The 20494-nt window shown below is 67.2% G+C and carries 22 protein-coding genes; 15 read left to right on the top strand and 7 right to left on the bottom strand.

Going from position 1 to position 20494, the window contains the following annotated elements; genetic code table 11:
• Positions 1–94 precede the first annotated feature (94 nt).
• The 6 genes from ABIA73_RS15705 to ABIA73_RS15680 are packed head-to-tail and all read left to right on the top strand — an operon-like array spanning position 95 to position 4178.
• Positions 95–883, top strand: a complete 789-nt coding sequence (locus ABIA73_RS15705) for an ABC transporter ATP-binding protein (protein WP_025875633.1) — start codon at positions 95–97, stop codon at positions 881–883.
• Positions 883–1632 carry an MlaE family lipid ABC transporter permease subunit gene (locus ABIA73_RS15700; protein WP_006404088.1) on the top strand — a complete coding sequence of 250 codons (750 nt, stop codon included), beginning with the start codon at positions 883–885 and terminating at the stop codon, positions 1630–1632. The genes ABIA73_RS15705 and ABIA73_RS15700 overlap by 1 nt, the downstream gene beginning before the upstream one ends.
• Before the next feature lie 58 nt (positions 1633–1690).
• Positions 1691–2215 (top strand): outer membrane lipid asymmetry maintenance protein MlaD, encoded by a 525-nt coding sequence (mlaD, locus tag ABIA73_RS15695; RefSeq protein WP_006404090.1) that lies wholly within the window; start codon positions 1691–1693, stop codon positions 2213–2215.
• The gene (locus tag ABIA73_RS15690; protein WP_025875629.1) at positions 2212–2874 is read left to right on the top strand and encodes an MlaC/ttg2D family ABC transporter substrate-binding protein; all 663 of its coding nucleotides are present in this window, start codon (positions 2212–2214) and stop codon (positions 2872–2874) included. The genes mlaD and ABIA73_RS15690 overlap by 4 nt, the downstream gene beginning before the upstream one ends.
• Complete coding sequence (locus ABIA73_RS15685; protein ID WP_025875628.1) at positions 2864–3175, top strand: STAS domain-containing protein; 312 nt, start codon at positions 2864–2866, stop codon at positions 3173–3175. The genes ABIA73_RS15690 and ABIA73_RS15685 overlap by 11 nt, the downstream gene beginning before the upstream one ends.
• A 1-nt stretch (position 3176) precedes the next feature.
• Entirely contained in the window at positions 3177–4178 is a 1002-nt protein-coding gene (locus ABIA73_RS15680; RefSeq protein WP_032978521.1) for an MlaA family lipoprotein, read from the top strand.
• A gap of 87 nt (positions 4179–4265) precedes the next feature.
• Here the strand turns inward: ABIA73_RS15680 and ABIA73_RS15675 are convergent, their stop codons facing one another.
• The 3 genes from ABIA73_RS15675 to ABIA73_RS15665 form a co-directional block, all read right to left on the bottom strand.
• A complete protein-coding gene (locus tag ABIA73_RS15675; protein ID WP_025875625.1) occupies positions 4266–4811 on the bottom strand; it encodes a glutathione peroxidase in 546 nt (181 codons plus the stop codon).
• A gap of 136 nt (positions 4812–4947) precedes the next feature.
• Complete coding sequence (locus ABIA73_RS15670) at positions 4948–5349, bottom strand: hypothetical protein (protein ID WP_032978518.1); 402 nt, start codon at positions 5347–5349, stop codon at positions 4948–4950.
• Positions 5350–5409: 60 nt separating this feature from the next.
• Positions 5410–6978, bottom strand: a complete 1569-nt coding sequence (locus ABIA73_RS15665; RefSeq protein WP_354275999.1) for a DNA recombination protein RmuC — start codon at positions 6976–6978, stop codon at positions 5410–5412.
• 55 nt (positions 6979–7033) lie between these two features.
• Between ABIA73_RS15665 and ABIA73_RS15660 the strand changes: the two genes are divergently transcribed.
• Positions 7034–7639, top strand: coding sequence for a glutathione S-transferase family protein (locus ABIA73_RS15660; protein WP_354275998.1), 606 nt, complete (start codon positions 7034–7036; stop codon positions 7637–7639).
• Between the two features lie 267 nt (positions 7640–7906).
• Here the strand turns inward: ABIA73_RS15660 and ABIA73_RS15655 are convergent, their stop codons facing one another.
• Positions 7907–8914, bottom strand: a complete 1008-nt coding sequence (locus tag ABIA73_RS15655) for a zinc-binding alcohol dehydrogenase family protein (RefSeq protein ID WP_059065698.1) — start codon at positions 8912–8914, stop codon at positions 7907–7909.
• Between the two features lie 88 nt (positions 8915–9002).
• Between ABIA73_RS15655 and ABIA73_RS15650 the strand changes: the two genes are divergently transcribed.
• Together ABIA73_RS15650 and leuE are read left to right on the top strand one after the other, a co-directional pair.
• On the top strand, positions 9003–9977 hold the full coding sequence (locus ABIA73_RS15650; protein ID WP_081794606.1) for a LysR family transcriptional regulator: 975 nt from the start codon (positions 9003–9005) through the stop codon (positions 9975–9977).
• A 12-nt stretch (positions 9978–9989) separates the two neighbouring features.
• Positions 9990–10619: a leucine efflux protein LeuE gene (gene leuE, locus ABIA73_RS15645; protein WP_025875614.1), complete on the top strand. Its 630-nt coding sequence runs from the start codon at positions 9990–9992 to the stop codon at positions 10617–10619.
• On the opposite strand, the gene ABIA73_RS15640 is transcribed toward leuE, so the two are convergent.
• On the bottom strand, positions 10557–11525 hold the full coding sequence (locus tag ABIA73_RS15640) for a LysR family transcriptional regulator (RefSeq protein ID WP_051585166.1): 969 nt from the start codon (positions 11523–11525) through the stop codon (positions 10557–10559). The genes leuE and ABIA73_RS15640 overlap by 63 nt on opposite strands.
• A gap of 110 nt (positions 11526–11635) precedes the next feature.
• Here ABIA73_RS15640 and ABIA73_RS15635 point away from each other — a divergent pair, with 110 nt between their 5' ends.
• From ABIA73_RS15635 to ABIA73_RS15625, 3 genes are all read left to right on the top strand, one after another.
• Complete coding sequence (locus ABIA73_RS15635; protein ID WP_502960552.1) at positions 11636–12712, top strand: aldo/keto reductase; 1077 nt, start codon at positions 11636–11638, stop codon at positions 12710–12712.
• Between the two features lie 46 nt (positions 12713–12758).
• A complete protein-coding gene (locus tag ABIA73_RS15630) occupies positions 12759–13172 on the top strand; it encodes a hypothetical protein (protein ID WP_025875608.1) in 414 nt (137 codons plus the stop codon).
• Between the two features lie 154 nt (positions 13173–13326).
• A complete protein-coding gene (locus tag ABIA73_RS15625) occupies positions 13327–14754 on the top strand; it encodes an amino acid permease (RefSeq protein WP_032978503.1) in 1428 nt (475 codons plus the stop codon).
• Positions 14755–14813: 59 nt separating this feature from the next.
• Here ABIA73_RS15625 and ABIA73_RS15620 read toward each other — a convergent pair whose 3' ends face one another.
• The gene (locus ABIA73_RS15620; RefSeq protein ID WP_223483107.1) at positions 14814–16055 is read right to left on the bottom strand and encodes a dipeptidase; all 1242 of its coding nucleotides are present in this window, start codon (positions 16053–16055) and stop codon (positions 14814–14816) included.
• 156 nt (positions 16056–16211) lie between these two features.
• Between ABIA73_RS15620 and ABIA73_RS15615 the strand changes: the two genes are divergently transcribed.
• Positions 16212–17030, top strand: coding sequence for a protein klaA (locus ABIA73_RS15615; RefSeq protein WP_354275997.1), 819 nt, complete (start codon positions 16212–16214; stop codon positions 17028–17030).
• The gene (locus ABIA73_RS15610) at positions 17027–17893 is read left to right on the top strand and encodes a hypothetical protein (protein ID WP_105164902.1); all 867 of its coding nucleotides are present in this window, start codon (positions 17027–17029) and stop codon (positions 17891–17893) included. Before ABIA73_RS15615 ends, ABIA73_RS15610 begins: the two co-directional genes overlap by 4 nt.
• A 72-nt stretch (positions 17894–17965) precedes the next feature.
• Here ABIA73_RS15610 and ABIA73_RS15605 read toward each other — a convergent pair whose 3' ends face one another.
• Positions 17966–19135: a class I SAM-dependent rRNA methyltransferase gene (locus tag ABIA73_RS15605; RefSeq protein WP_059065710.1), complete on the bottom strand. Its 1170-nt coding sequence runs from the start codon at positions 19133–19135 to the stop codon at positions 17966–17968.
• 350 nt (positions 19136–19485) lie between these two features.
• Between ABIA73_RS15605 and ABIA73_RS15600 the strand changes: the two genes are divergently transcribed.
• On the top strand, positions 19486–20442 hold the full coding sequence (locus ABIA73_RS15600; protein ID WP_025875596.1) for a TerC family protein: 957 nt from the start codon (positions 19486–19488) through the stop codon (positions 20440–20442).
• Positions 20443–20494: the final 52 nt, after the last annotated feature.

Raw genomic sequence — 20494 nt, 5'->3', positions numbered from 1 at the left:
GGTCCGACCGTGCAACAATACTGCACCGTCCAGTCTGCTTATGTTCAGCAGTCTGACCCGATGCTTCAATGTCGAAAAAACGTTAAGGGTGCCCATGTCGGCTTCCACTCCCAGTCTGGTGCAGTTGTCCAACGTCCGCATCGACCGGAGCGGGCGCACGATCCTGCGCGACGTTTCGCTGCAGGTGCCCAAGGGCAGCATCACCGCGGTGCTCGGTCCGTCCGGCAGCGGCAAGTCGACCCTGCTGGCGGCGCTGACCGGCGAACTGCGTCCGGTTGCAGGCGACGTCACCCTGTTCGGCAAACCCATCCCGCAGCGTACCGCCGAGCTTCTGGAGATGCGCAAGAGCGTTGGCGTACTGCTGCAGGGCAATGGCCTGCTGACCGACCTGACCGTGGCCGAGAACGTCGCCCTGCCGTTGCGCACCCACACCCGCCTGCCGGCACCGGTGCTGCGCCGGCTGGTGCAGATGAAGCTGCATTCGGTCGGCCTGCTGGCCGCCGCCGATGCCTGGCCGCGTGAGCTGTCCGGTGGCATGGCCCGGCGCGTGGCACTGGCCCGCGCGTTGGCCCTGGACCCGCCGCTGATGATCTACGACGAGCCGCTGACCGGGCTGGACCCGATCGCCTCGGGGGTGATCATGAGCCTGATCCAGCGCCTCAACCACAGCCTGGGCCTGACCAGCATCATCGTCAGCCACCACGTGCACGAGACCCTGCCGATCTGCGACCAGGTAATCGCGATCGCCAATGGCGGCATCGTGTTCCAGGGCACGCCGGAGGCGCTGCAGACCAGCCAGGACCCGCTGCTGCAGCAGTTCCTGCATGGCCAGCCCGATGGTCCCATCCCGTTTGATGCCGCACCGCGCGCGAGGGTTGCCTGATGCCGTTCGTGCAAGCCACCCGCTCGCTGGGTCGTGCCGGCCTGTTCTCGCTGACCGTGCTGCGCGGTTCGCTGCCGACCCGTGATTTCCTGGCCGAGCTGACCCGCGAGATCTACAAGATCGGTGCGCGCTCGCTGCCGATCATCGCCGTCGGCGGCGCCTTCGTCGGCCTGGTGCTGACCCTGCAGGGCTACCGCACGCTGACCACCTTCGGTGCGGCCGACGCGCTGTCCACCCTGCTCGGCCTGTCGCTGTACCGCGAACTGGCACCGGTGCTGACCGCGTTGTTGTTCATCGGCCGCGCCGGCAGTTCGATCGCCGCCGAGCTGGGCCTGATGCGCGCCACCGACCAGATCAAGGCGCTGGAACTGATGGCCATCGACCCGGTGGCCAAGGCCGTGGCACCGCGCTTCTGGGCGGCGGTACTGACCGTGCCGCTGCTGACCGGCATCTTCTGTTCGCTGGCGATCAGTGCCAGCTACTTCGAAGCCGTGCACGTGCTGGGCCTGGACAACGGCGTGTTCTGGTCGGCGCTGCGTGGCAGCGTGGACTTCTGGGACGACTTCGGCGTGGCGATGCTGAAGTCGGCGATCTTCGGTGGTACCGCGGCCCTGGTGGCCGCCTATGTCGGCTTCCACGCCGAACCGACCATCGAAGGCACGTCCGTCGCCACCACCCGTGCGGTGGTCAACGCCTCGCTGCTGGTGCTGATGTTCAACTTCGTACTGTCGGCAATGTTGTTCACCTAACCCCTCCATCGGCGGTGCGCATCGGCGCGCGGCCACCACGACTGATCAGGTAATCCACATGGCCATCCGCGGTCCCAGACTCGAATTCTCCGTCGGCGCCTTCCTGCTGCTGGCCCTGGCCTCGCTGATGGTGCTGGCCGTCGCCTCGACCAACCAGCGCTGGAGCTGGGGTGGCGAAGGCTATGAACTCAAGGCACGCTTCTCCCAGGTCGGCCAGCTGCGCAAGCAGGCGCCGGTGAAGATCGGTGGTGTCACCGTCGGCCAGGTCGCAGCGATCGATCTGGACCCGGTGAAGTTCGAATCGATCGTGACCCTGCGCATGGACAGCAAGGTCAAGGATCTGCCGGCCGATACCTCGGCGGGCATCTTCACCAGTGGTTTGCTCGGCGAGAGCTATATCGGTCTGCAGCCCGGCGGCGATCCGGACGTGCTGAAGCCCGGCGAGGAGATCGTGTTCACCCAGCCGGCCGTGGACCTGATCCAGCTGGTCGGCAAATACATGTTCAGTGGCGGCGCCGGTGGCGGCGCTGCTCCGAAGCCCAACGATGGCGCGCAGGCGCCTGCAACGGAACCGCAACCATGAAGATGAAACTGATCCCGGCCCTGCTCGCCTCGTCGCTGCTGCTGGCTACCCCGTTCCTGGCCCAGGCGCAGGCCGCCGCCCCCGCTGCTGCCGCCCCCCAGGGCCAGGCCGGCAAGGTGGTGATCGACGCCAGCACGCGCATCCTCACCACCCTGCAGCAGCGCCGTGCCGAATTCAGCGGCAACCCGGCCAGCCTGCGCAGCTATATCGACAGCGAGCTCAACCGCACCTTCGACCGCGACTATGCCGCGCGCCTGGTGCTGGGCACGCACGCACGCGGCGCTGCGGACGCTGACATCAAGCTGTTCGCCAATGCGATGGCCGACAACCTGATGCAGCGCTATGGCTCGACCCTGCTCAACATCCAGGGCAAGCCGAGCTTCCGCCTGAAGGGCGAAAGCCCGCTGCCGGGCAACCGCGGCGTGCGCGTGAGCACCGAGCTGGTGCGTGCCGGCAGCGAGCCGACGCCGGTGGAGTACTGGATGCGCAACGAAGGCGGCCAGTGGAAGATCTTCGACGTGAACATCGAAGGCATCTCCTACGTGCAGACCTTCCGCAACCAGTTCGATGCCCCGCTGCGACAGAAGGGCATCAAGCAGGTGGCCACCGAACTGCGCAGCGGCAGCATGCAGGCTGGGCCGGCCGGCAATGGCAAATAAGGCGCTGGCGCTGCTGGAAGGTGACACCCTGCGCCTGCGCGGGGTGCTCGACCGTGCAGCGGTGATCGCGCTGTGGCCGCAACTGCAGGCCCTGCCTGCGCAGCTGTCGCGGCTGGAACTGGCGGAGGTCGAGCGCGTGGACAGCGCCGGCCTGGCGTTGTTGGCCGAGTTGGCCGCACGCGCGCGCCAGGGCGGCCATCCGCTGACAATCTCCGGCGCCCCCGCCGGCTACAACGAGCTGAGCGCGGCCTACCGGCTGTCGCCCGACCTGGACTTCAACGCTACTTCTGCTGCGAGCTGACATGAACGTCGTGCGCGTTTTCCCTCTGATCCTCCTGGCCGCCGCGCTCAGCGCCTGTGCCGGCAAGCCGGCGCGCAGCGACGCGCCGACCGCCGACACCGTGGTGCCGGCGACGAACACCACCACGGTCGACAACGCTGCTGGTGCGGATGCGCCTGCTGCGAGCGTCGCAGCCGACGCCCCCGTACCTGCTGCGGCCGCGCCGGCACCGGCTACCGCCTCGCAGGGTGCAACCGGCAGTGATGCCACCGCCGCCGCACCGGGCGGCGATGACGACTTCGACGCGCTGTACGGCGCCAATGGCAGCACCACCAGCACTACCGCGTACGACCCGTGGGAACCGTTCAACCGCAAGGTGCACGGGTTCAACAACGCCGTCGACCGCGGTATCGCTCGCCCGCTGGCAACCGCCTATACCCACGTAGTGCCGCGCTTTGCCCGTACCGGCGTGAGCAACTTCTTCAGCAACCTGCGTGCGCCGCTGACCATCACCAACCAGCTGCTGCAGGGCCGCCCCGGCGACGCCTGGGACAGCCTGGGCCGGTTCCTGATGAACAGCACGCTGGGCATCGGTGGCCTGTTCGACCCGGCCAGCAAGGCGATGGTGCCGCGACGCAACGAGGACTTCGGGCAGACCCTGGGGGCCTGGGGCTGGCGTCGCTCGCGCTACGTGGAACTGCCGTTCTTCGGCCCGCGTACCGTGCGTGATGTGTTCGGCCTGGCCGGTGACATCCCGCTGTCGCCGATCCGCCGCATCGAAAGCGACAAGTACCGCATCGGTCTGCAGGGCCTGCAGCTGGTCGATACCCGCGCGCAGCTGCTGGCGATCGACGACCTGCGCGATACCGCGGTGGACGAATACGCTTTGGTCCGCGATGCCTGGATGCAGCGCCGCAACTACCAGATCGAGAACGACCTGCGTGGCAAGCGCGAGCGTGGCAGCGACGATGCGAACTCGCCGATCCCGGTCGATGCGATGCCGATGCCGCAGTGGACCAATTGACCGCTGCTGGCAACGCATGAAAAAACCCCGCCTCGGCGGGGTTTTTTGTTTTACCGGCAGGTGCCAACCTTGGTTGGCACGTCGTCTTCAGGCCGCCAGCGCCGCCTCGACCGCTTCGCGCAGGCGCGCGTCATCGGCGGCAACGTCCGGGGCAAAGCGGGCGATGACCTTGCCATCGCGGCCAACCAGGAACTTCTCGAAGTTCCACAGCACCGCCGGTGCCGGGTGGATCGGAATCTCCTTGCTGGCCAGGCGCTCGCGCAGCGGGCCTTCACCGATCGCCTGCGGCTGCGCGGCGGTCAGCTGCTGGTACAGCGGGTGGGTATCTTCACCGGCCACGCTGATCTTGGCGAACATCGGGAAGCTCACATCGTAGGTCAGCTGGCAGAACTGCTGGATCTCCGCCTCGCTGCCCGGCTCCTGGCCGAGGAAGTTGTTGGCCGGGAAGCCCAGTACTTCCAGCCCCTGCGCGTGCTTTTCCGCATACAGCGCCTGCAGGCCTTCGTACTGCGGGGTCAGGCCGCACTTGGACGCCACGTTGACCAGCAGCAGCACCTTGCCCTGGTAGTCGGCAAGAGAGGACGGCTGGCCGTCGATGGTGGTGAGGGAAATATCCTGGATCGAGGTGCTCACGCGGGGCTCCGGCTACAGCGGGGAAAGGCCCACCAGCATACCGCCGCAGGTGACCGGTAGTGCCGGCCGCTGGCCGGCAGCCTCATGAATCTTCGGGAACGGTCGTGCAGCTGCCGGCCAGCGGCCGGCACTACCGTCAGTCGACGCAGAGGGTGCCTTGTGCCTTGCCACCGTCGATGCGTTGGCGGCAACCGAAGTTCTGGCTGACATCACGCTGGCAGGTGCCGGTTGCCACCGCGCCTGCGGTCACCTCGGCGGACGCCAGGCACTGGCCGCTGCAGTCGCTCTTGCTGCTGCAGGACTTGCCGGCGTCGGCATAGGGAATCACGCACTGCACCCGTTGCAGGCGGCCCAACGGCTGCAGGGTACCGCCCGCCGCGCGGCAGTCCACATCGCGTGCTTCTTCATAGGCTGCAGCGGCTTCAGGGCTGTCGGCCACCGTGGCTGCCGCGCCTGCATCGTCACTGGCCGGGGGTGCACTGCTGCAGGCGGCAAGCAGCACGCCCAGGGCAGCGCTGGCAAGGAATCGGAGGCGCATGGCGGTACCTGGTCAGTGAGGACGGCGCCAGCATACGCACTCGGCGATGCAGGTGGCGTGTCAGCCGGCGTTGCCGTCTTCCTCTCCGTCGGCAGAGGTCAACTGCTGCAACGGATCGGGGGTCAGCTCAGGGGGCAACGCGCGCTTTGATTTGCTGCCCAGTTCGGCAAGTCGGCGGGCACGGCTGATGGCTGACTGCGGCGAATCGATCAGGCGGTTGCGCGCGTCGGCGTAAGCCTTGCCTGCATCGTCGAGCTTCCTGCCCATGGCATTGAAGTCCTGCAGGAATCCGGTCAGGGCGTCCAGCACCAGTCCACCGGCTTCACTGATCTTCAATGCCTGCTTCTGCACCTTGTCACGTGTCCACAGACGCTCGGCCACCCTCAACAGGGCCATCAGCGTATTGGGCGAGGCAAACACCACGCGGTTGTCGAATGCATAAGCCTGCAATGCCCCATCCGCGCCCAGTGCCGCCGACAGTGCGCCTTCGATGGGAACGAAAGCGATGGTGATATCCAGAGTCTCGCTGCCAAGAGCCTTCGGATAGTTCTTTTCGCCCAGATCCTTGACGTGCTGGCGCAGCGCCACCGCATGGCGGCGCAGTGCATCTTCGGACTGTTCCGGCGTGGCGGCATTCATCGCTTCCTGCCAAGCGATCAGGTTGACCTTGCTGTCGATCACCACGCTGCGCTCATCGGGGAACTGCACCACCACGTCCGGCCGCAGGCGCGCGCCCTCATCATCCACCGCGTGCTTCTGCCGCTGGTAGTGGACGCCTTCCTCCAGGCCTGAGCCACGCAGCACGTTGTCGAGCATCAGCTCACCCCAGTCGCCGCGTACCTTGGCACTGCCTTTCAGTGCATTGGTCAGCGCCGAGGCCTGTGCGGCCATGTCCTGGTTGAGGGTCTTCAGTTCGCCCACCGCGCCAAGCAGGCTGGCACGCTGCCGCGCCTCTTCCCCGTACAGCGTGTCGACCCGGTTGCGGAAATCCCCCAGCCTGTCGGCAAAGGGTTTGAGCAGCCCTTCGATGTCCGCGCGTGACTGCACCGTGGCCTGGCGCACGTTCTTTTCGAACTGTTGCCCGCGTTCGTCGAAAACCTTGCCCGCCAGTTCCGCGAAGGCACCGGACAGTTTTTCCTTGGCGGTATCCAGATAGCTGCGCAGTTCGGCGCTGGCGCGTTCGGAATGCTGCAGGTTGGCCAGGGCGCGCGCGTGTTCGCCATGAAGTTGCTGGTAACGCTGCTGCGCCTGCTGCAGCTCCGTGCTGGACTGGGCCAGATCGGCCCGTACCTGCGCCAAGGCAGCTTCGCGCTCGGCCAGCATCGCTTCACGACTGGACGCCAACGCGGCCTCCCGCTCCACGCGTGCGGTCAGGGTAGTGACAAGCTGGGCGTGCTGCTGGCTTCGGCCGCGCTCGCTTTCCAGCTCCGCCAGCAAGGTTTCCAGCCGCCCTCTCAGTTGGCCGGCGTCAACCAGTGCGAGGCGATGCTGTTCGCGTTCGGTAATCAGCTGTTGCTGTACTTCGGCAGCGGGTGCGCTGGTGGATGCGCGACGCCACAACAGCACCAGCACCAGCAGCGTCGCCAGCAGCAGCACCACGGCGACAATCATGAGGACTTCGATGTTCATGCGGCCAGTGTAGCCCCGCTGCGCTAGCCTTGGTTGGACCACGACGGACCCGCCCATGCTTGTTCTCTACGGAAAGCCCACCTCGATCAACGTGCGCAAAGTGCTGTGGCTGTGCGCCGAACTCGATCTGCCGTTCTCCCATGATCCGGCACCTGCGCCGGACGTGCTGTCCACGCTGAATCCGAACCGGCAGGTACCGGTGCTGCGCGATGGCGACTTCCTGCTGTGGGAGTCCAACAGCATCTGCCGCTACCTGGCCGCCCGGCAGGGACGAGACGATCTGCTGCCGGCCGCTGCACAAGCCCGTGCCCAGGTCGAGCAGTGGATGGACTGGCAGGCCAGCGACCTCAACAGCGCTTGGCGCCACGTGTTCATGGCCCGCGTGCGCCAGCACCCCGACTTCGCGGACGACGCACGCGCCGAGGCAAGCCTGGAACAATGGAACCGCCTGATGACCGTGCTCGACCACCAGCTTGCCGCCAGCAATGCCTACGTGGCGGGCATCGACTTCAGCCTGGCCGACATCGTCCTCGGCCTGTCGACACAGCGCTGGCGCAGCACCCCCGGCAACAAACCGGCGCTGCGCCACGTAGACGCCTGGTTCGAACGCCTGCGCCCCCGGCCGGGCTTCAACGAGCATGTAGACAACGGCGTGGCGTAGCCCGTTTGCTTGGCTTCATCCACGCATGGCGTGGAGCTACTGTGTCGACCAAGGTCGACACCTACCAACAGCGGCGGGAAACCGTCGAAGGCGGGGCGGTGTGGGTTTGCGGGGTGTGAGCCGCATGGATGCGGCGACCAAGCCCCCATGGACGGGTTCACGGCGCCCCCGCACACCCACACCGCCCCGCCAACCCACAGGAAGCCTGCTCTGGCTCTGGCTCTCGCTGTTGCCGTTGCCTCTGCGGGTGCCGGGCGCAGCCCGGCGTTACCAGCCTTCCAGCACGATCTTGCCCTTGGCCCGGTGGCTCTCCAGCAGCGCATGCGCGCGCCGCAGGTTGGCCGCGTCGATGCGCCCGAAGTGCTCGCCCAGCGTGGTCTGCAGCACGCCGGCATCGACCAGATCGGCCACCCGGTTCAGCAGTTCGTGCTGGCGCTGCATGTCCGCGGTCCTGTACAGCGGTCGGGTGAACATGGATTCCCAGTGCAGCGACAGCGCCTTGCGCTTGAGCGCCATCACATCGATCTGGCCCGGATCATCGATCAGCCCCAGCTGCCCCTGCGGTGCCAGCAGCTCGACGAGCTGCGCATAGTGCTGGTCGGTGTGGGTCAGGCTGGCCACATGGTCCACCTGGGTGATGCCCAGCCGGGCCAGGCCCTCGGCCAGCGGCCGGGTGTGGTCGACCACATGGTGCGCGCCCATCGCCTGCACCCAGTCCTGGGTCTCCGGGCGCGAGGCGGTGCCGATCACCGTCAGCTTCGTCAGCCTGCGCGCCAACTGCACCAGGATCGAACCCACGCCACCCGCTGCACCGATCACCAGCAGGGTCTGGCCCTCGCCGCCGCCTTCGGCGATGCGCAGGCGGTCGAACAGCAGTTCCCATGCGGTGATCGCGGTCAACGGCAGCGCCGCAGCGGCGGCATCGTCCAGGCTGGCCGGCTTGCGGCCAACGCTGCGCTCGTCCACCAACTGGTACTCGGCATTGCTGCCCGGGCGATCGATCACACCGGCGTAGTACACCGCATCGCCGGGCTGGAACAGGGTCACCTCGCTGCCGACCGCTTCGACCACACCGACCGCATCCCACCCCAGCACGCGCGGGCCGTCGGTGGCGGCGCCGCGCCGCACCTTGGCGTCGACCGGATTCACCGCCACCGCGCGCACCGCCACCCGCAGGTCGCGCGGGCCCGGCTGGGGCAGGGGCAGGTCGAGATCGATCAGGGCCTGCGGGTCGTCGATCGGCAGGCCGGCTTGGGTGTAGGCAATGGCACGCATGGGGATATCCAGGGAGGAGAGACCACAGCGTGCGCCGTGCGCAGGGGGGCGGAAAGGCGCAGAATCGGTCAACACTTTCACTGCAGCAATGAAAATGGTCCGCTTCGACGATCTGCAGCTGTTTGTCCGTACCGCCGCGCTGGGCAGCTTCTCCCAGGCCGCGCGCGAGGCCGACCTGCTGCCGGGCCAGGTTGCCGCAGCGGTGGCGCGACTGGAACGCGAACTGGACCTGCGCCTGTTCGTACGCACCACCCGCAGCCTGCGGCTGACCGCCGAAGGCGCGCTGTACCTGCCCTACGCACAGGAGGTTCTGAGCACCCTGCGCGAAGGCCAGGCGCGGGTGCAGGGCGAGGACGCCGAACTGCACGGCACCCTGCAGTTGTCGGCGCCGTCGGACTTCGGCCGCAACCTGCTGCTGCCGTGGCTGACCGCGTTCCGCGCGGCGCATCCACGGCTGCGCCTGCACCTGCGCCTGTCCGACGAAGTGGCCGACGTGTTCCGCGACCCGGTCGACGTGGCCATCCGCATCGGCCACTTCGACGACGCCAGCTACGTCGCCCTGCCCTTGCTGGAACAGAACCGGCGGGTGCTGGCCGCGTCGCCCGGGTACCTGCGGCGGCGTGGCACACCCAGCCGCCTGGAAGATCTGCGCGAGCATGATTGCCTTGTCTACCAGCTCGGCGGCCGCGCCTACGATCGCTGGTCGTTCGAGATTGAGGGGCGCCGCGTGGTGATCCCGGTGCGCGGGCCGCTGGTCTGCGACGACGCCGACGTGGTGCGGCGCTGGGCGGTCGCCGGCGAGGGCATCACCTACAAGTCCTGGCTGGACGTCCGCGACGACGTGCTGGAAGGGCGCCTGCAGGTGCTGCTGGATGGCATCGGCAGCCACATTCCCCTGCAGCTGGTCTGCCCCCATCGCAAGCAGTTCTCACCGGCGGTGCGGCAACTGCACGCGCAGCTGCGCCAGCATCTGCAACCGCTGCTGTCCGCCATGCCCGGCAATGGCGACACGCCCCTGTCGCCTGCGCCAGCACTGGCCGACAATGGCGCTCCCCCGTTGTAAGAGAGTCGCGCCATGCCGTGGATGGGCATCCAGGATCTGTGGACCTTCCTGCTCGCTGTGCTGGTGTTTCTGGCGCTGCCCGGGCCGGGCACCTTCACCCTGCTGACCGCTACCGGTCGCGGCGGTGTGCGCGGCGGCTACACGGCGCTGGCCGGCCTGCTGGTCGGCGACCAGATCCTGATGTGGCTGGCACTGGCCGGCGTGGCTGCGCTGCTGAAGGCCAATCCGACGGTGTTCCATGCCGTGCAATATCTGGGCGCGGCGTATCTGGTGTGGGTCGGCATCAGCCTGCTGCGCACGCCCAAGGGTGACGGTGCCGACGTTGGCCCGGTGCGCATGCAGCCCGGACGCTACTTCCACCAGGCGATCCTGGTCAGCCTGCTCAATCCGAAGGCGATCCTGTTCTACATGGCCTTCCTGCCGTTGTTCATCGACCCGAAGGCCCACCAGGGCATCGCTACGTTCGCCGCGCTGGCCGGGATCATCTTCGTGGTCAGCATCGCCTACTGCTCGCTGCTGATCTGGGTCGGCAACCTGGCCCGCCGCCGGTTGATCCAGCACCCGCGGGTCAGCGATGCGCTACGGCGTGTTGCCGGCCTGTTCCTGGTCGGCTTCGGCATCCGCCTGGGCCTGAACGGCTGAGATCCCGTCGGCCTGGCAGGCCGCGCGCAGGTGGTCGATGAACACCCGCAGCTTGGGCGCCATATGCTCGCGCGCCGGGTAGTACAGATGAAAGCCGGGGAACGGCGGCTGCCAGTCCTCCAGCACGCTGCGCAGGCGGCCGGCAGCCAGGTCGTCGGCGACCAGTGAGGCGAACCCCTGCGCCATGCCCAGCCCAGCCAGCACCGCCGCATAGGCCAGTTCGGCATCGTTGAACACCAGCCGGCCCTCGACGGCTACGTCCAGGTCACGCCCCTCACGGCTGAATTCCCAAGGCATCAGCCGGCCATTGGCGCGGCGATGGACGATACAGTCGTGGCCCTGCAGCTCCTGCGGGCTCTGCGGCACACCGTGGCGCGCGAAGTAGCCCGGCGTGGCCACCACCACCTGGCGCTCGGGCGGCCCGATCGGCACCGCGATCATGCCCTGCGCCAACGATTCCCCCAGGCGGATGCCTGCGTCGAAACCCTCGGCGACCAGATCGGTCAACGCCGGTTCCACGCACAGTTCCACCTCCACCTGCGGATACCGGGCCAGGAAGGACGGCAGCGCCGGCAGGACCCGGCGCTCGGCAACGATGCGTGGCAGGGTGATGCGCAGCCGACCGGCCGGCACGGTCCGCGCGCTGTCCAGGTCTTCGAAGGCCGATTCGATCTGTGCCAGCCCGCCACGTACGCGCTGCAGGAAGCGCGCACCGTGCTCGGTCAGGCCCACCCGGCGCGTGGTCCGTTGCAACAGGCGCACGCCCATCCGCGCTTCCAGCGCGCGCACGCTCTGTGACAGTGCCGAGGTCGAGACACCAAGCGCATCTGCGGCGCGGGTAAAGCTGGCGTGGTCGGCCACGTGGACAAACGCGACCACCGCCGACAGCGGTGCGGAGGGATCCATTGTGAAGCCTTTCTTCATTGTCAGTTCGGCTGTGTCCAGTTTATCCACAGGATCATCGGACGGATGCTTTCCCTCCCGGAGGCACACCGCCTCCTCCGATGGAATGCCACATGTCACTTGATCACTACCGCCTGCTCGGTCGCTCCGGCCTGCGTGTCAGCCCGATGGCGCTGGGCACGATGACCTTCGGTGCCGATTGGGGGTGGGGCGCGGACGAAGCCGAGGCCCGCCGCATCTTCGATGCCTACGTCGAACGCGGTGGCAACTTCGTTGATACCGCAAACAACTACACCAATGGCAGCGCCGAGACGCTGCTCGGGCGATTCGCCCAAGGCCGCCGCGAACGGCTGGTGATCGCCAGCAAGTACACCCTGGCGACCGTGCCCGGCGATCCGAACAACGCCGGCAACCACCGCAAGAGCATGATGCGCTCGGTGGAGGACAGCCTGCGCCGGCTCGGCACCGACTACCTGGATCTGCTGTACCTGCACGCCTGGGACGACACCACCGGGGTGGACGAGGTGATGCGCGGTTTCGACGATCTCGTGCGCAGCGGCAAGGTGCTGTATGCCGGCATCTCGGACACGCCGGCCTGGCAGATCGCCCGCATGCAGACCCTGGCCGACCTGCGCGGTTGGGCGCCGCTGGTGGCCCTGCAGATCGAATACAGCCTGATCCAGCGCAGCGTCGAACAGGAGCTGCTGCCGATGGCCGAGGCGCTCGGGTTGGGCGTGGTGGCGTGGTCGCCGCTGGGCAGCGGGGTGCTGACCGGCAAGTACAGCGCGGCTGATCTCACCACGGCCGAGCCGCCGGAGGCTACGCCGGGCGGTTCCCGGCGCAACGTGGCCCTCATCAATGGCGCGTTGACGCCACGTTCGTTGAACATCGCCGGGGAAGTCGCTGCCGTCGCGGCGGAACTGTCGCACTCGGCTGCGCAGGTCGCTCTGGCCTGGCTGCTGCAACGACCCGCGGCCGGGGCCATGCCGATCGTCGGTGCACGCACCCTGGACCAGTTCGAACACAACCTGGCGGCGCTGGATCTGGCGCTGCCGGTTGAGGCGTTGGCACGGCTGGATGCGATCAGCGCGGTCGCGCCTGCCTTCCCGCACGACTTCCTGCAGATGCCGCTGCCACGCATGCTGATGAGCGGTGGTACGCGTCTGCAGCCACGCGCGCTGGGCAGGTAACAGCGGGGGCGCGCTATGCTGGCGCCCCTCGTTGGACAAAAGCGCCATGGCCGCAACACCAACGCTCGCGGTCGCAGCAGCCCTGGTGCTGCTGCTTGCCAGTGGACCGGCCACGGCCGCACCGGACCACCGCTGCCTCAGCGGTGGCCGCGACAACACGATCCACCTGGAATGGCGCTGGCTGGACGATGGCCGCGCCGATGTGCGCTACGCCGGGCACAGCGAGCGCCTGCCACTGCGCCGGGTCTCCGAACAGACCACGGTGCTGGACGAAGACCGCCCCTACCAGTTCGATACCGTCTGGGAAGAGCGCGTGGACGGTCGCATCAACGGTCACTACACACTGAGCACGCAGGGCGCACGGATCTACAGCTTCAGCTACGTGCGTGCCCGGGACGGTCGCCGCACGGACTTCGACGAAGACGTCAACGCCTTCCAGGACGACGGCTGTCACTGGTAGGCGCCTGCGCTGAGGCCGTTTGTGCCGTTTCCGGCAGAGTGCCCAGCGTCCAGCGCGCGCTGTGTCGGCCATGACCCCCGTCAGTGGCAATGCTGCGCTGCGTTCGGTCACACTCGGGGACTTGTCGTTCTCAGTCACCCCTTCCGAGGCCTGCATGTCCCTGCTCCGGCGCAAGTCCCTAGATTCCGTCACCGTCCATGAAGCCGGCCGGCGTCTGGTCCCGACCCTCAGCTGGCCGCACCTGATCGCGCTGGGCATCGGCGCCATCGTCGGCACCGGCATCTACACCCTGATCGGCGTGGGTGCCGACCGCGCTGGCCCGGCCGTGCTGATCTCCTTCGCCATCGCCGGCGCGGTGTGTGCCTGCGCGGCATTGGCCTACGCAGAGCTGTCCACGATGATGCCTGCCGCCGGCAGCGCCTATACCTACAGCTACAGTGCTCTGGGCGAAGTGTTTGCCTGGGTGGTCGGCTGGAGCCTGATCCTGGAGTACTCGCTGGTGGTGAGTACCGTGGCGGTCGGCTGGTCCGGTTACTTCGTCGGCTTCCTGGAATGGGTGCATACCCAGTTCGGCTGGGACCTGCGCCTGCCGGCGATGCTCGCGGCAGGCCCGCACGTCGATGGCGGCATGATCAACCTGCCCGCCATCGTCATCACCTGGCTGGTGGCCCTGATGCTGATGGCCGGTACCAAGGAAAGCGCCACCCTCAACGCGATCCTGGTCGTGTTCAAGCTGATCGCGCTGGCGATCTTCGTGGCGGTGGCCCTGCCGGCGTTCGACGCCAACAACCTGCAGCCGTTCATGCCCTACGGATTCGCCAAGACGCTGGGCCCGGATGGCGTCGAACGCGGCGTGATGGCGGCAGCGGCGATCATCTTCTTCGCGTTCTACGGCTTCGACGCGATTTCCACCGCCGCCGAAGAAACCAAGAACCCCGGGCGCGACCTGTCCATCGGCATCATCGGCTCGATGGTCGGCTGCACCATCGTGTACGTGCTGGTGGCGCTGGCTGCGATTGGTGCGATGAGCTACACCGTGTTCGGCCAGAGTGCCGAGCCGCTGGCATTGATCATGCGCCAGCTGGGCCAGCCCACCGCCGCGATGCTGATCGGCGTGATCGCGATCATCGCCCTGCCGACCGTGCTGCTGGCCTTCCTGTACGGCCAGAGCCGCATCTTCTTCGTCATGAGCCGCGATGGACTGCTGCCGCGTGGCCTGTCCAAGGTCAACGCACGTACCGGCACGCCGGTGGCGACCACGCTGTTCACCGCCCTGGTGGTGTCGGCACTGGCCGGCGTTGCACGCCTGGACGAGATCGCCGCACTGGCCAATGCCGGTACCCTGGCCGCGTTCACCGCCGTTGGCATCTGCCTGGTGGTGCTGCGCGTGCGTGAGCCGAACCGCGAGCGCACCTTCCGCACGCCGTTGGCCTTCATCGTCGGCCCGCTGGCGGCGCTGGGCTGCATCTACCTGTTCATCAGCCTGCCGCACACCACCCAGCTGTACTTCCTGGCGTGGAACGTGGTCGGCCTGGTGCTGTACTTCGCCTACAGCCGTCGCAACGCGCTGATCGGCCGGTAAAGGCAGCGCCGGGCCATGCCCGGCGGTCTTTGGGTCGTGCCGGCACTACCGCAGGGCGGCTAACCGCCCTGCTTTGCCGCATAGTCCTGCGCCTGGCGCATCACCCGCAGCAGGTTGCCGCCCCAGATGGCGGCGATCTGTTGTTCGCTGTACCCCTTGCGCAGCAGCCACGCGGTGATCTTCGGCAGCTGGCTGACATCGGGCAGGTCGCTCAGGCCACCACCGCCATCCCAGTCCAGACCGATGCCGACGTGCTCGGGACCGACCACCTTCAGGATGTGCTCGAAATGGGCGAAGAAGTCGTCCAGGCTGGCGTGGCGCACCGGGTGTTCGTGGTCCAGTGCCTGCTCGGCCTTCTGCAGCGCCACGCCCTGTTCGATGGTCATGCCTTCCCAGCCACCCAGCTGCTTGCTCAGGGCTTCTTCGGCCTGCTTGCGCTCAGGCGACTTGGCGGTGTCGATCAGGTAGCCGCCGTATGCGTTCACCTGGATCACCCCGCCAGCCTTGGCCAGCTTGCGCAGGCGCGCGTCATCAAGATTGCGTGGGTGGTCGTAGACCGCCTTGGCCGAGCTGTGCGACAGCACGAACGGCACCGGCATCATCGCCAGCAGATCGTCGAACACGGCATCGGAGGCGTGCGACTGGTCGATGACGATGCCCAGCTTCACCGCCTCGCGCACCAGGTCCTTGCCAGCCGGGCTCAGGCCCTTCCATTCAGCCCCCTTGGGATCGGTGGCCGAATCTGCGAACTCGTTGTTGGCGAAGTGCACGGTGCTGAGCAGGCGCAGGCCCGCACGGTGATAGAACGACAGCAGGCTGGGATCGGCCACCAGCGGACTGGCGTTCTCCATGCTGATGTAGACCACGCGCTTGCCGGCGGCCTTGATCCGCGCCGCGTCATCGGCGGTCAGCGCCAATGCGAAGCGCTCGGGATTGGCGGCCAGCATCTGCCGGATCTCCAGCAACCGCTGCAGGCCGTGGTCGCGCTCGGCCAGATGCGCGGCGGCCGTGCGGTCGCCCTGGTCGGTATAGATCGCCCAGAAGCCGCCATCAAGCGCACCTTCGACCATGCGCGGGTAGTCCACCTGCGAGAGTGCATTGCGGTCGTGCCGCTGCTCGATGTCGAAGCCGGTGCGGCCGAAATTGGCCGGCGTATCCAGATGACTGTCCAGGGTCAGCAGGCGCTGCTGCAGTGCCTTGGCACGGGCCAGCTCCTGCGCGCTGAAGTCGATGGCATGGGCGGACAGCGGCGCACTCAGCGCCAGGGCGAGCAGCAGGGACAGACGACGCAACGACGGCATGGGCATCCACCGGCAATGGGAAGGACACGACCATAGCGCCGCGACGGCCAACGCCGGTAGTGCCGTATTGACCCGCCAGCTCCATTACACTCGCCGGCAGCCGATAAGTCAGCGTGCAGCACCGCGTGCTGCGTCGACCATGGAATGGAAGCATCGATGACGAACTCCCAGCCTCCGGCGCTGCACGTGCATGGCCAGGCGCCTGTCCCCGCCAACACGGTCACCGTCGAACAGCTCAAGCGTGATGTGCTGCCAACGTTGTTTGCCGGGCGTACCGACATCGGCCGCTATGGCCCGGCCGACCTGGCCAGCGCCAGCGCCGAGCCGGCCTGGCAGGATGGCAGCGCCAACGCACTGGCCCAGGCGCTTGCCGAACTGGTCAGCCGGCTGTCCGAACATGATCCCAATGCGCTGCTGCAGCGCGCGGGATGGTGGGAGCGATTCTCCGGTGCCGATATCGAAGAACGCCTGCGCCGTCGCATTGCCATGGGCAGCAACGGCGACGTCCTGGCCAGGATCGAGCGCGAAGCCATCGCCGTGCGGGCCAGCGTCGATCGACTGGATGCGCAGCTGCTCGAGCATGACGTGCAGGGGGTGCGACTGCAGGTGTACATCGATGCAGGCGTGCAGTTCCTGCAGGAGCTGCCAGCGGCCGTCGACAGCGACGATGGCGCGCCGGTGCTCGACCGTCCGGTCGAGCGGCTGCAACGCCGCGTAGCCAACCTGACCGCGCTGCTGGCCAGCCATTCGATGAGCCGGATGCAGGTGCAGCTGGCACGCGGCCATGCCATCGACCTGCTGGACCGTTACAGCGAGACGGTGCAGATCCTGCTGCCGATCTGGCGCCAGACCATCCAGGCGCTGCACAACAGCGACAACGCCAGCCCGCAGATGATCGCCAGCGCGGCCCAGGCACAGGACCAGCTGAAACAGGCCCTGCAGCAGTTGCTGCGCACATCGGCGGTGCCGGCATGAGCGCGCCGGTACGCGATCCGCTGCAGATCCCGCCGGATCTGCAGGCGCGGGTGGAAGCTGTTCCGGGCCTGCGCGCGTTCTACCGGCGGGCCTCGCTGCTGCGGGTCTTCGGCCTGGCCTGCCTTCCGCTGGCGGCAACGGCGCTGTCCTGCATGGCGCTGGCATTTACCGGCACCGAGCTGGGCCCCCCGTCGTGGGCACAGGTGCCGGCCGGCTATGGGTCGAAGGACACGGGCAGGCAGTTGCTCATCCTGCTGGTCATGACCCCCTTGCTGCTGGTGTGGATGTTCTTCGGCGTGCGCGACCTGCTCAGCCGCCATCGCCTTCGCCGCTTCGCCTGGTCATTCGCGCTGGGTTCGATGCTGCTGTGCGGTGCCTGGGGAAGCATGGGCATCACCGCACCCGCCATCGGCCAGGGCGATCGCCTCGACTATCGCCAGCTGGACGCGCTGATCGCCAGTCCAGACTTCAGCGGCTTCAGCCCCCAGTGGCAGGCCTATCTGCGTGCACAGCAGGAGCTTCCCTACGGCGTCGCCTCGTCGGCCGTGGTCGCCACTGCCCGTGCGTTGGCCAATGGCGAAGACATCGGTGTTCCGGTATCGCCGGCAATGCAGTCCCGCTTCGAGAAGGCAGCAGGGCTGCCCCGCTCTGAACGGTCGCAGCGATGGCATCAGCAGCGTCTGCTGGGCTGGCTTCTGTTCGACGTCGGCTGGGTGCTCGCGCTGCTCGCGGTTCCGGCGCTGCTGGCGCTGGGCGCGGTGGCGATCGTGCTCGGCCACCATCTGCGGCGCAGGTCCGAGGTGATCAACGGGTTGCTGCAGCAGCTGCAGCCGGTTCCTGCGCCGCCACGCGCGCAGCCCTGAGGCTGGCGCGCGGGGGCAGTCTTCGGCGCTGTGTGGGGGAGCCGGGCATCGCCCGGCTCCACACCCCGTAGGTCAGTCCACCACGCGGCAGAACACGGCCTTCAGGTAACGCGATTCCTGCACGTGGGCCATGAACGGATGGTCCGGGCCGGCGCCGGCCACCTTCAGGATCTGGATGGTGCGGCCGGAGAAGTACGCCGCACGACGCAGCATGTCCAGGAACTGGTCCTCGGCCACCAGGCCGGTGCAGGAGAACGTGGCGAACAGGCCACCGGGCTTGACCACGCCCAGCGCCAGCTTGTTCATGTCCAGGTACTTCTTCAGCGCGGTGATGACCTGGTCGCGGTCGCGGGTCATCTTCGCCGGGTCCAGGATCACCACGTCGTACTGCTCACCGCGGTTGGCCGCATCGCGCAGCCACGGGAAGATGTCGGACTGGACGAACTTCGGGCGCACGTTGTTCAGACGTGAATTGCCCTTGGCGATCTGGATGACGTCCTCATCGATGTCGATGCCGACCACTTCCGATGCACCGCGCGCGGCCGCGTACACGGCGAAACCGCCGGTGTTGCAGCACAGGTCGAGCACGCTCTTGCCTTCCACCTGCTGGCTCAGCCACTCACGGTTCTCGCGCTGGTCGGCGAAGAAGCCGGTCTTGTGCGCACCGGCCGGGTCGGCGCGGAACTTGATGCCGTACTCGGTGATCACCGACGCTTCGGTGGTGGTGTTGCCGTGGAAATCGAAGCTTTCCTGCTTCTGCACGTGTTCGTCGGCGAAGCTGTGGAAGCGGCAACCCGGGAACTGTTCACGCAGGGCTTCGTAGATCCATTCGCGGTGGCGGAACATGCCGGCGGCGAAGAACTCCACCACTACCAGGTCGCCGTAGCGGTCGACCACCAGGCCGGACAGGCCATCGCCCTCGCTGTGCACCACGCGCCAGGCGTCGGACACCGCATCGAGCTTCAGCACCTCACGACGCAGCGACACCGCCTGGGCGATCTTGCGCGAGAACCAGCCGGCATCCAGCGGGATCTGCGGGTCGGTTTCGAGGATGCGTACGGCAATACGCGAATGCCCGTTGTAGAAGCCACGGCCGATGAACTCGCCATCCACGCCGACGACATCGACGAGGGAGCCGGGCTTGGGCCGGACGGTCGGCTTCTCGACCAGTTTCTGGAAGATCCACGGGTGGCTGGAACGCCACGCGTTCTTGAGGCGGACAACGGGAAGGGGGGTATTCATCCACCTATTGTAAACCGGGCGCCGGGGTCAGATCCCCACAGGGGCTCTGACCCCTTGGTCGTTGTGGGAATGGGGTCGGAGCCCCCTGCGGGGATCCGACCCCGGCCAGCATTTGACGCCGGCCCGGCCAGGCCGCAGAATCGGCGGCAGAAGGGGAGTAGCTCCCAGACGTTGTCGCCGTCAATTCGAGCCCGCAGGCTCCGGTGCAACGGCAGTTCCGGCCCATCGGAACTGCGAGCGAGACCTTCGCCGTACTGGCGAAGCTCTGTCCCTGGATCCCCTCCCGATCCTCCGTTGCAGATCCTCGCCGTCCGGCTTGAGGCATTTTTCATTTCCCAACGGACAAACCCATGCAGACGATCGGTAATTTGTGGTTGTGGGGCGGCTTCGCAGCGGTGGTGGTCATCGCCCTGCTGGTCGACCTCGTATTGATGCGCCACGGTGGCCCGCACAAGGTCACTTTCAAGGAAGCCCTGTGGTGGTCCATCGGCTGGGTCGCGCTGGCGCTGGCCTTCAACGGCGGCCTCTGGTTCTACCTGAACGAGACCGCCGGCCAGGTCGTGGCCAACAAGGTCGGCCTGGAGTTCCTGACCGGCTATCTGGTCGAGAAGGCGCTGGCGGTGGACAACATCTTTGTCTTCCTGATGATCATGAGCTACTTCGCGGTGCCGGAGGAACAGCGCCAGAAGGTGCTGATCATCGGCATCCTGGGTGCGATCGTGCTGCGTACGATCATGATCTTCGCCGGTAGCGTGCTGATCACCCAGTTCCACTGGCTGCTCTATGTATTCGGCGCCTTCCTGCTCTTCACCGGCTGGAAGATGTGGTTCGCCGCGGGCCAGGAGCCTGACCTGGAAGCCAACCCGGCCCTGCGCTGGATGCGCAAGCACCTGCGCCTGCTGCCGGACTACGAAGGCAACGCGATGAGCGTCAAGCGCGACGGCGTGCGCTGGTTCACCCCGCTGTTCGCGGTGCTGATCCTGATCGCGGTGACCGACGTGATCTTCGCGGTGGACAGCATCCCTGCGATCTTCGCGATCACCACCGACCCGTTCATCGTGCTGACCTCCAACGTGTTCGCGGTGCTCGGCCTGCGTGCGATGTTCTTCCTGCTGGCCGGCATGGCCGACCGCTTCCACCTGCTGCCGTACGGCCTGGCCCTGGTGCTGGCCTTCATCGGCATCAAGATGATGATCATCGACCTGTTCAAGATCCCGACCCCGATCTCGCTGGGCGTGGTCGCGGTGATCATCGCCGCCACGGTGGTGCTGAGCCTGAAGAACCCGCCGAAGGAAGGCGGCGCCTGATCCTGGCCGATTGAACGCTGCGGCCGGTGGATTGTCCCGCCGGTCGCAGCCA

Source organism: Stenotrophomonas sp. 2694 (assembly GCF_040548715.1).
GTDB lineage: Bacteria > Pseudomonadota > Gammaproteobacteria > Xanthomonadales > Xanthomonadaceae > Stenotrophomonas > Stenotrophomonas indicatrix.
The sequence above is the reverse complement of the archived record's forward strand: the minus strand, read 5'-3'. Positions and strand labels throughout refer to the sequence as shown.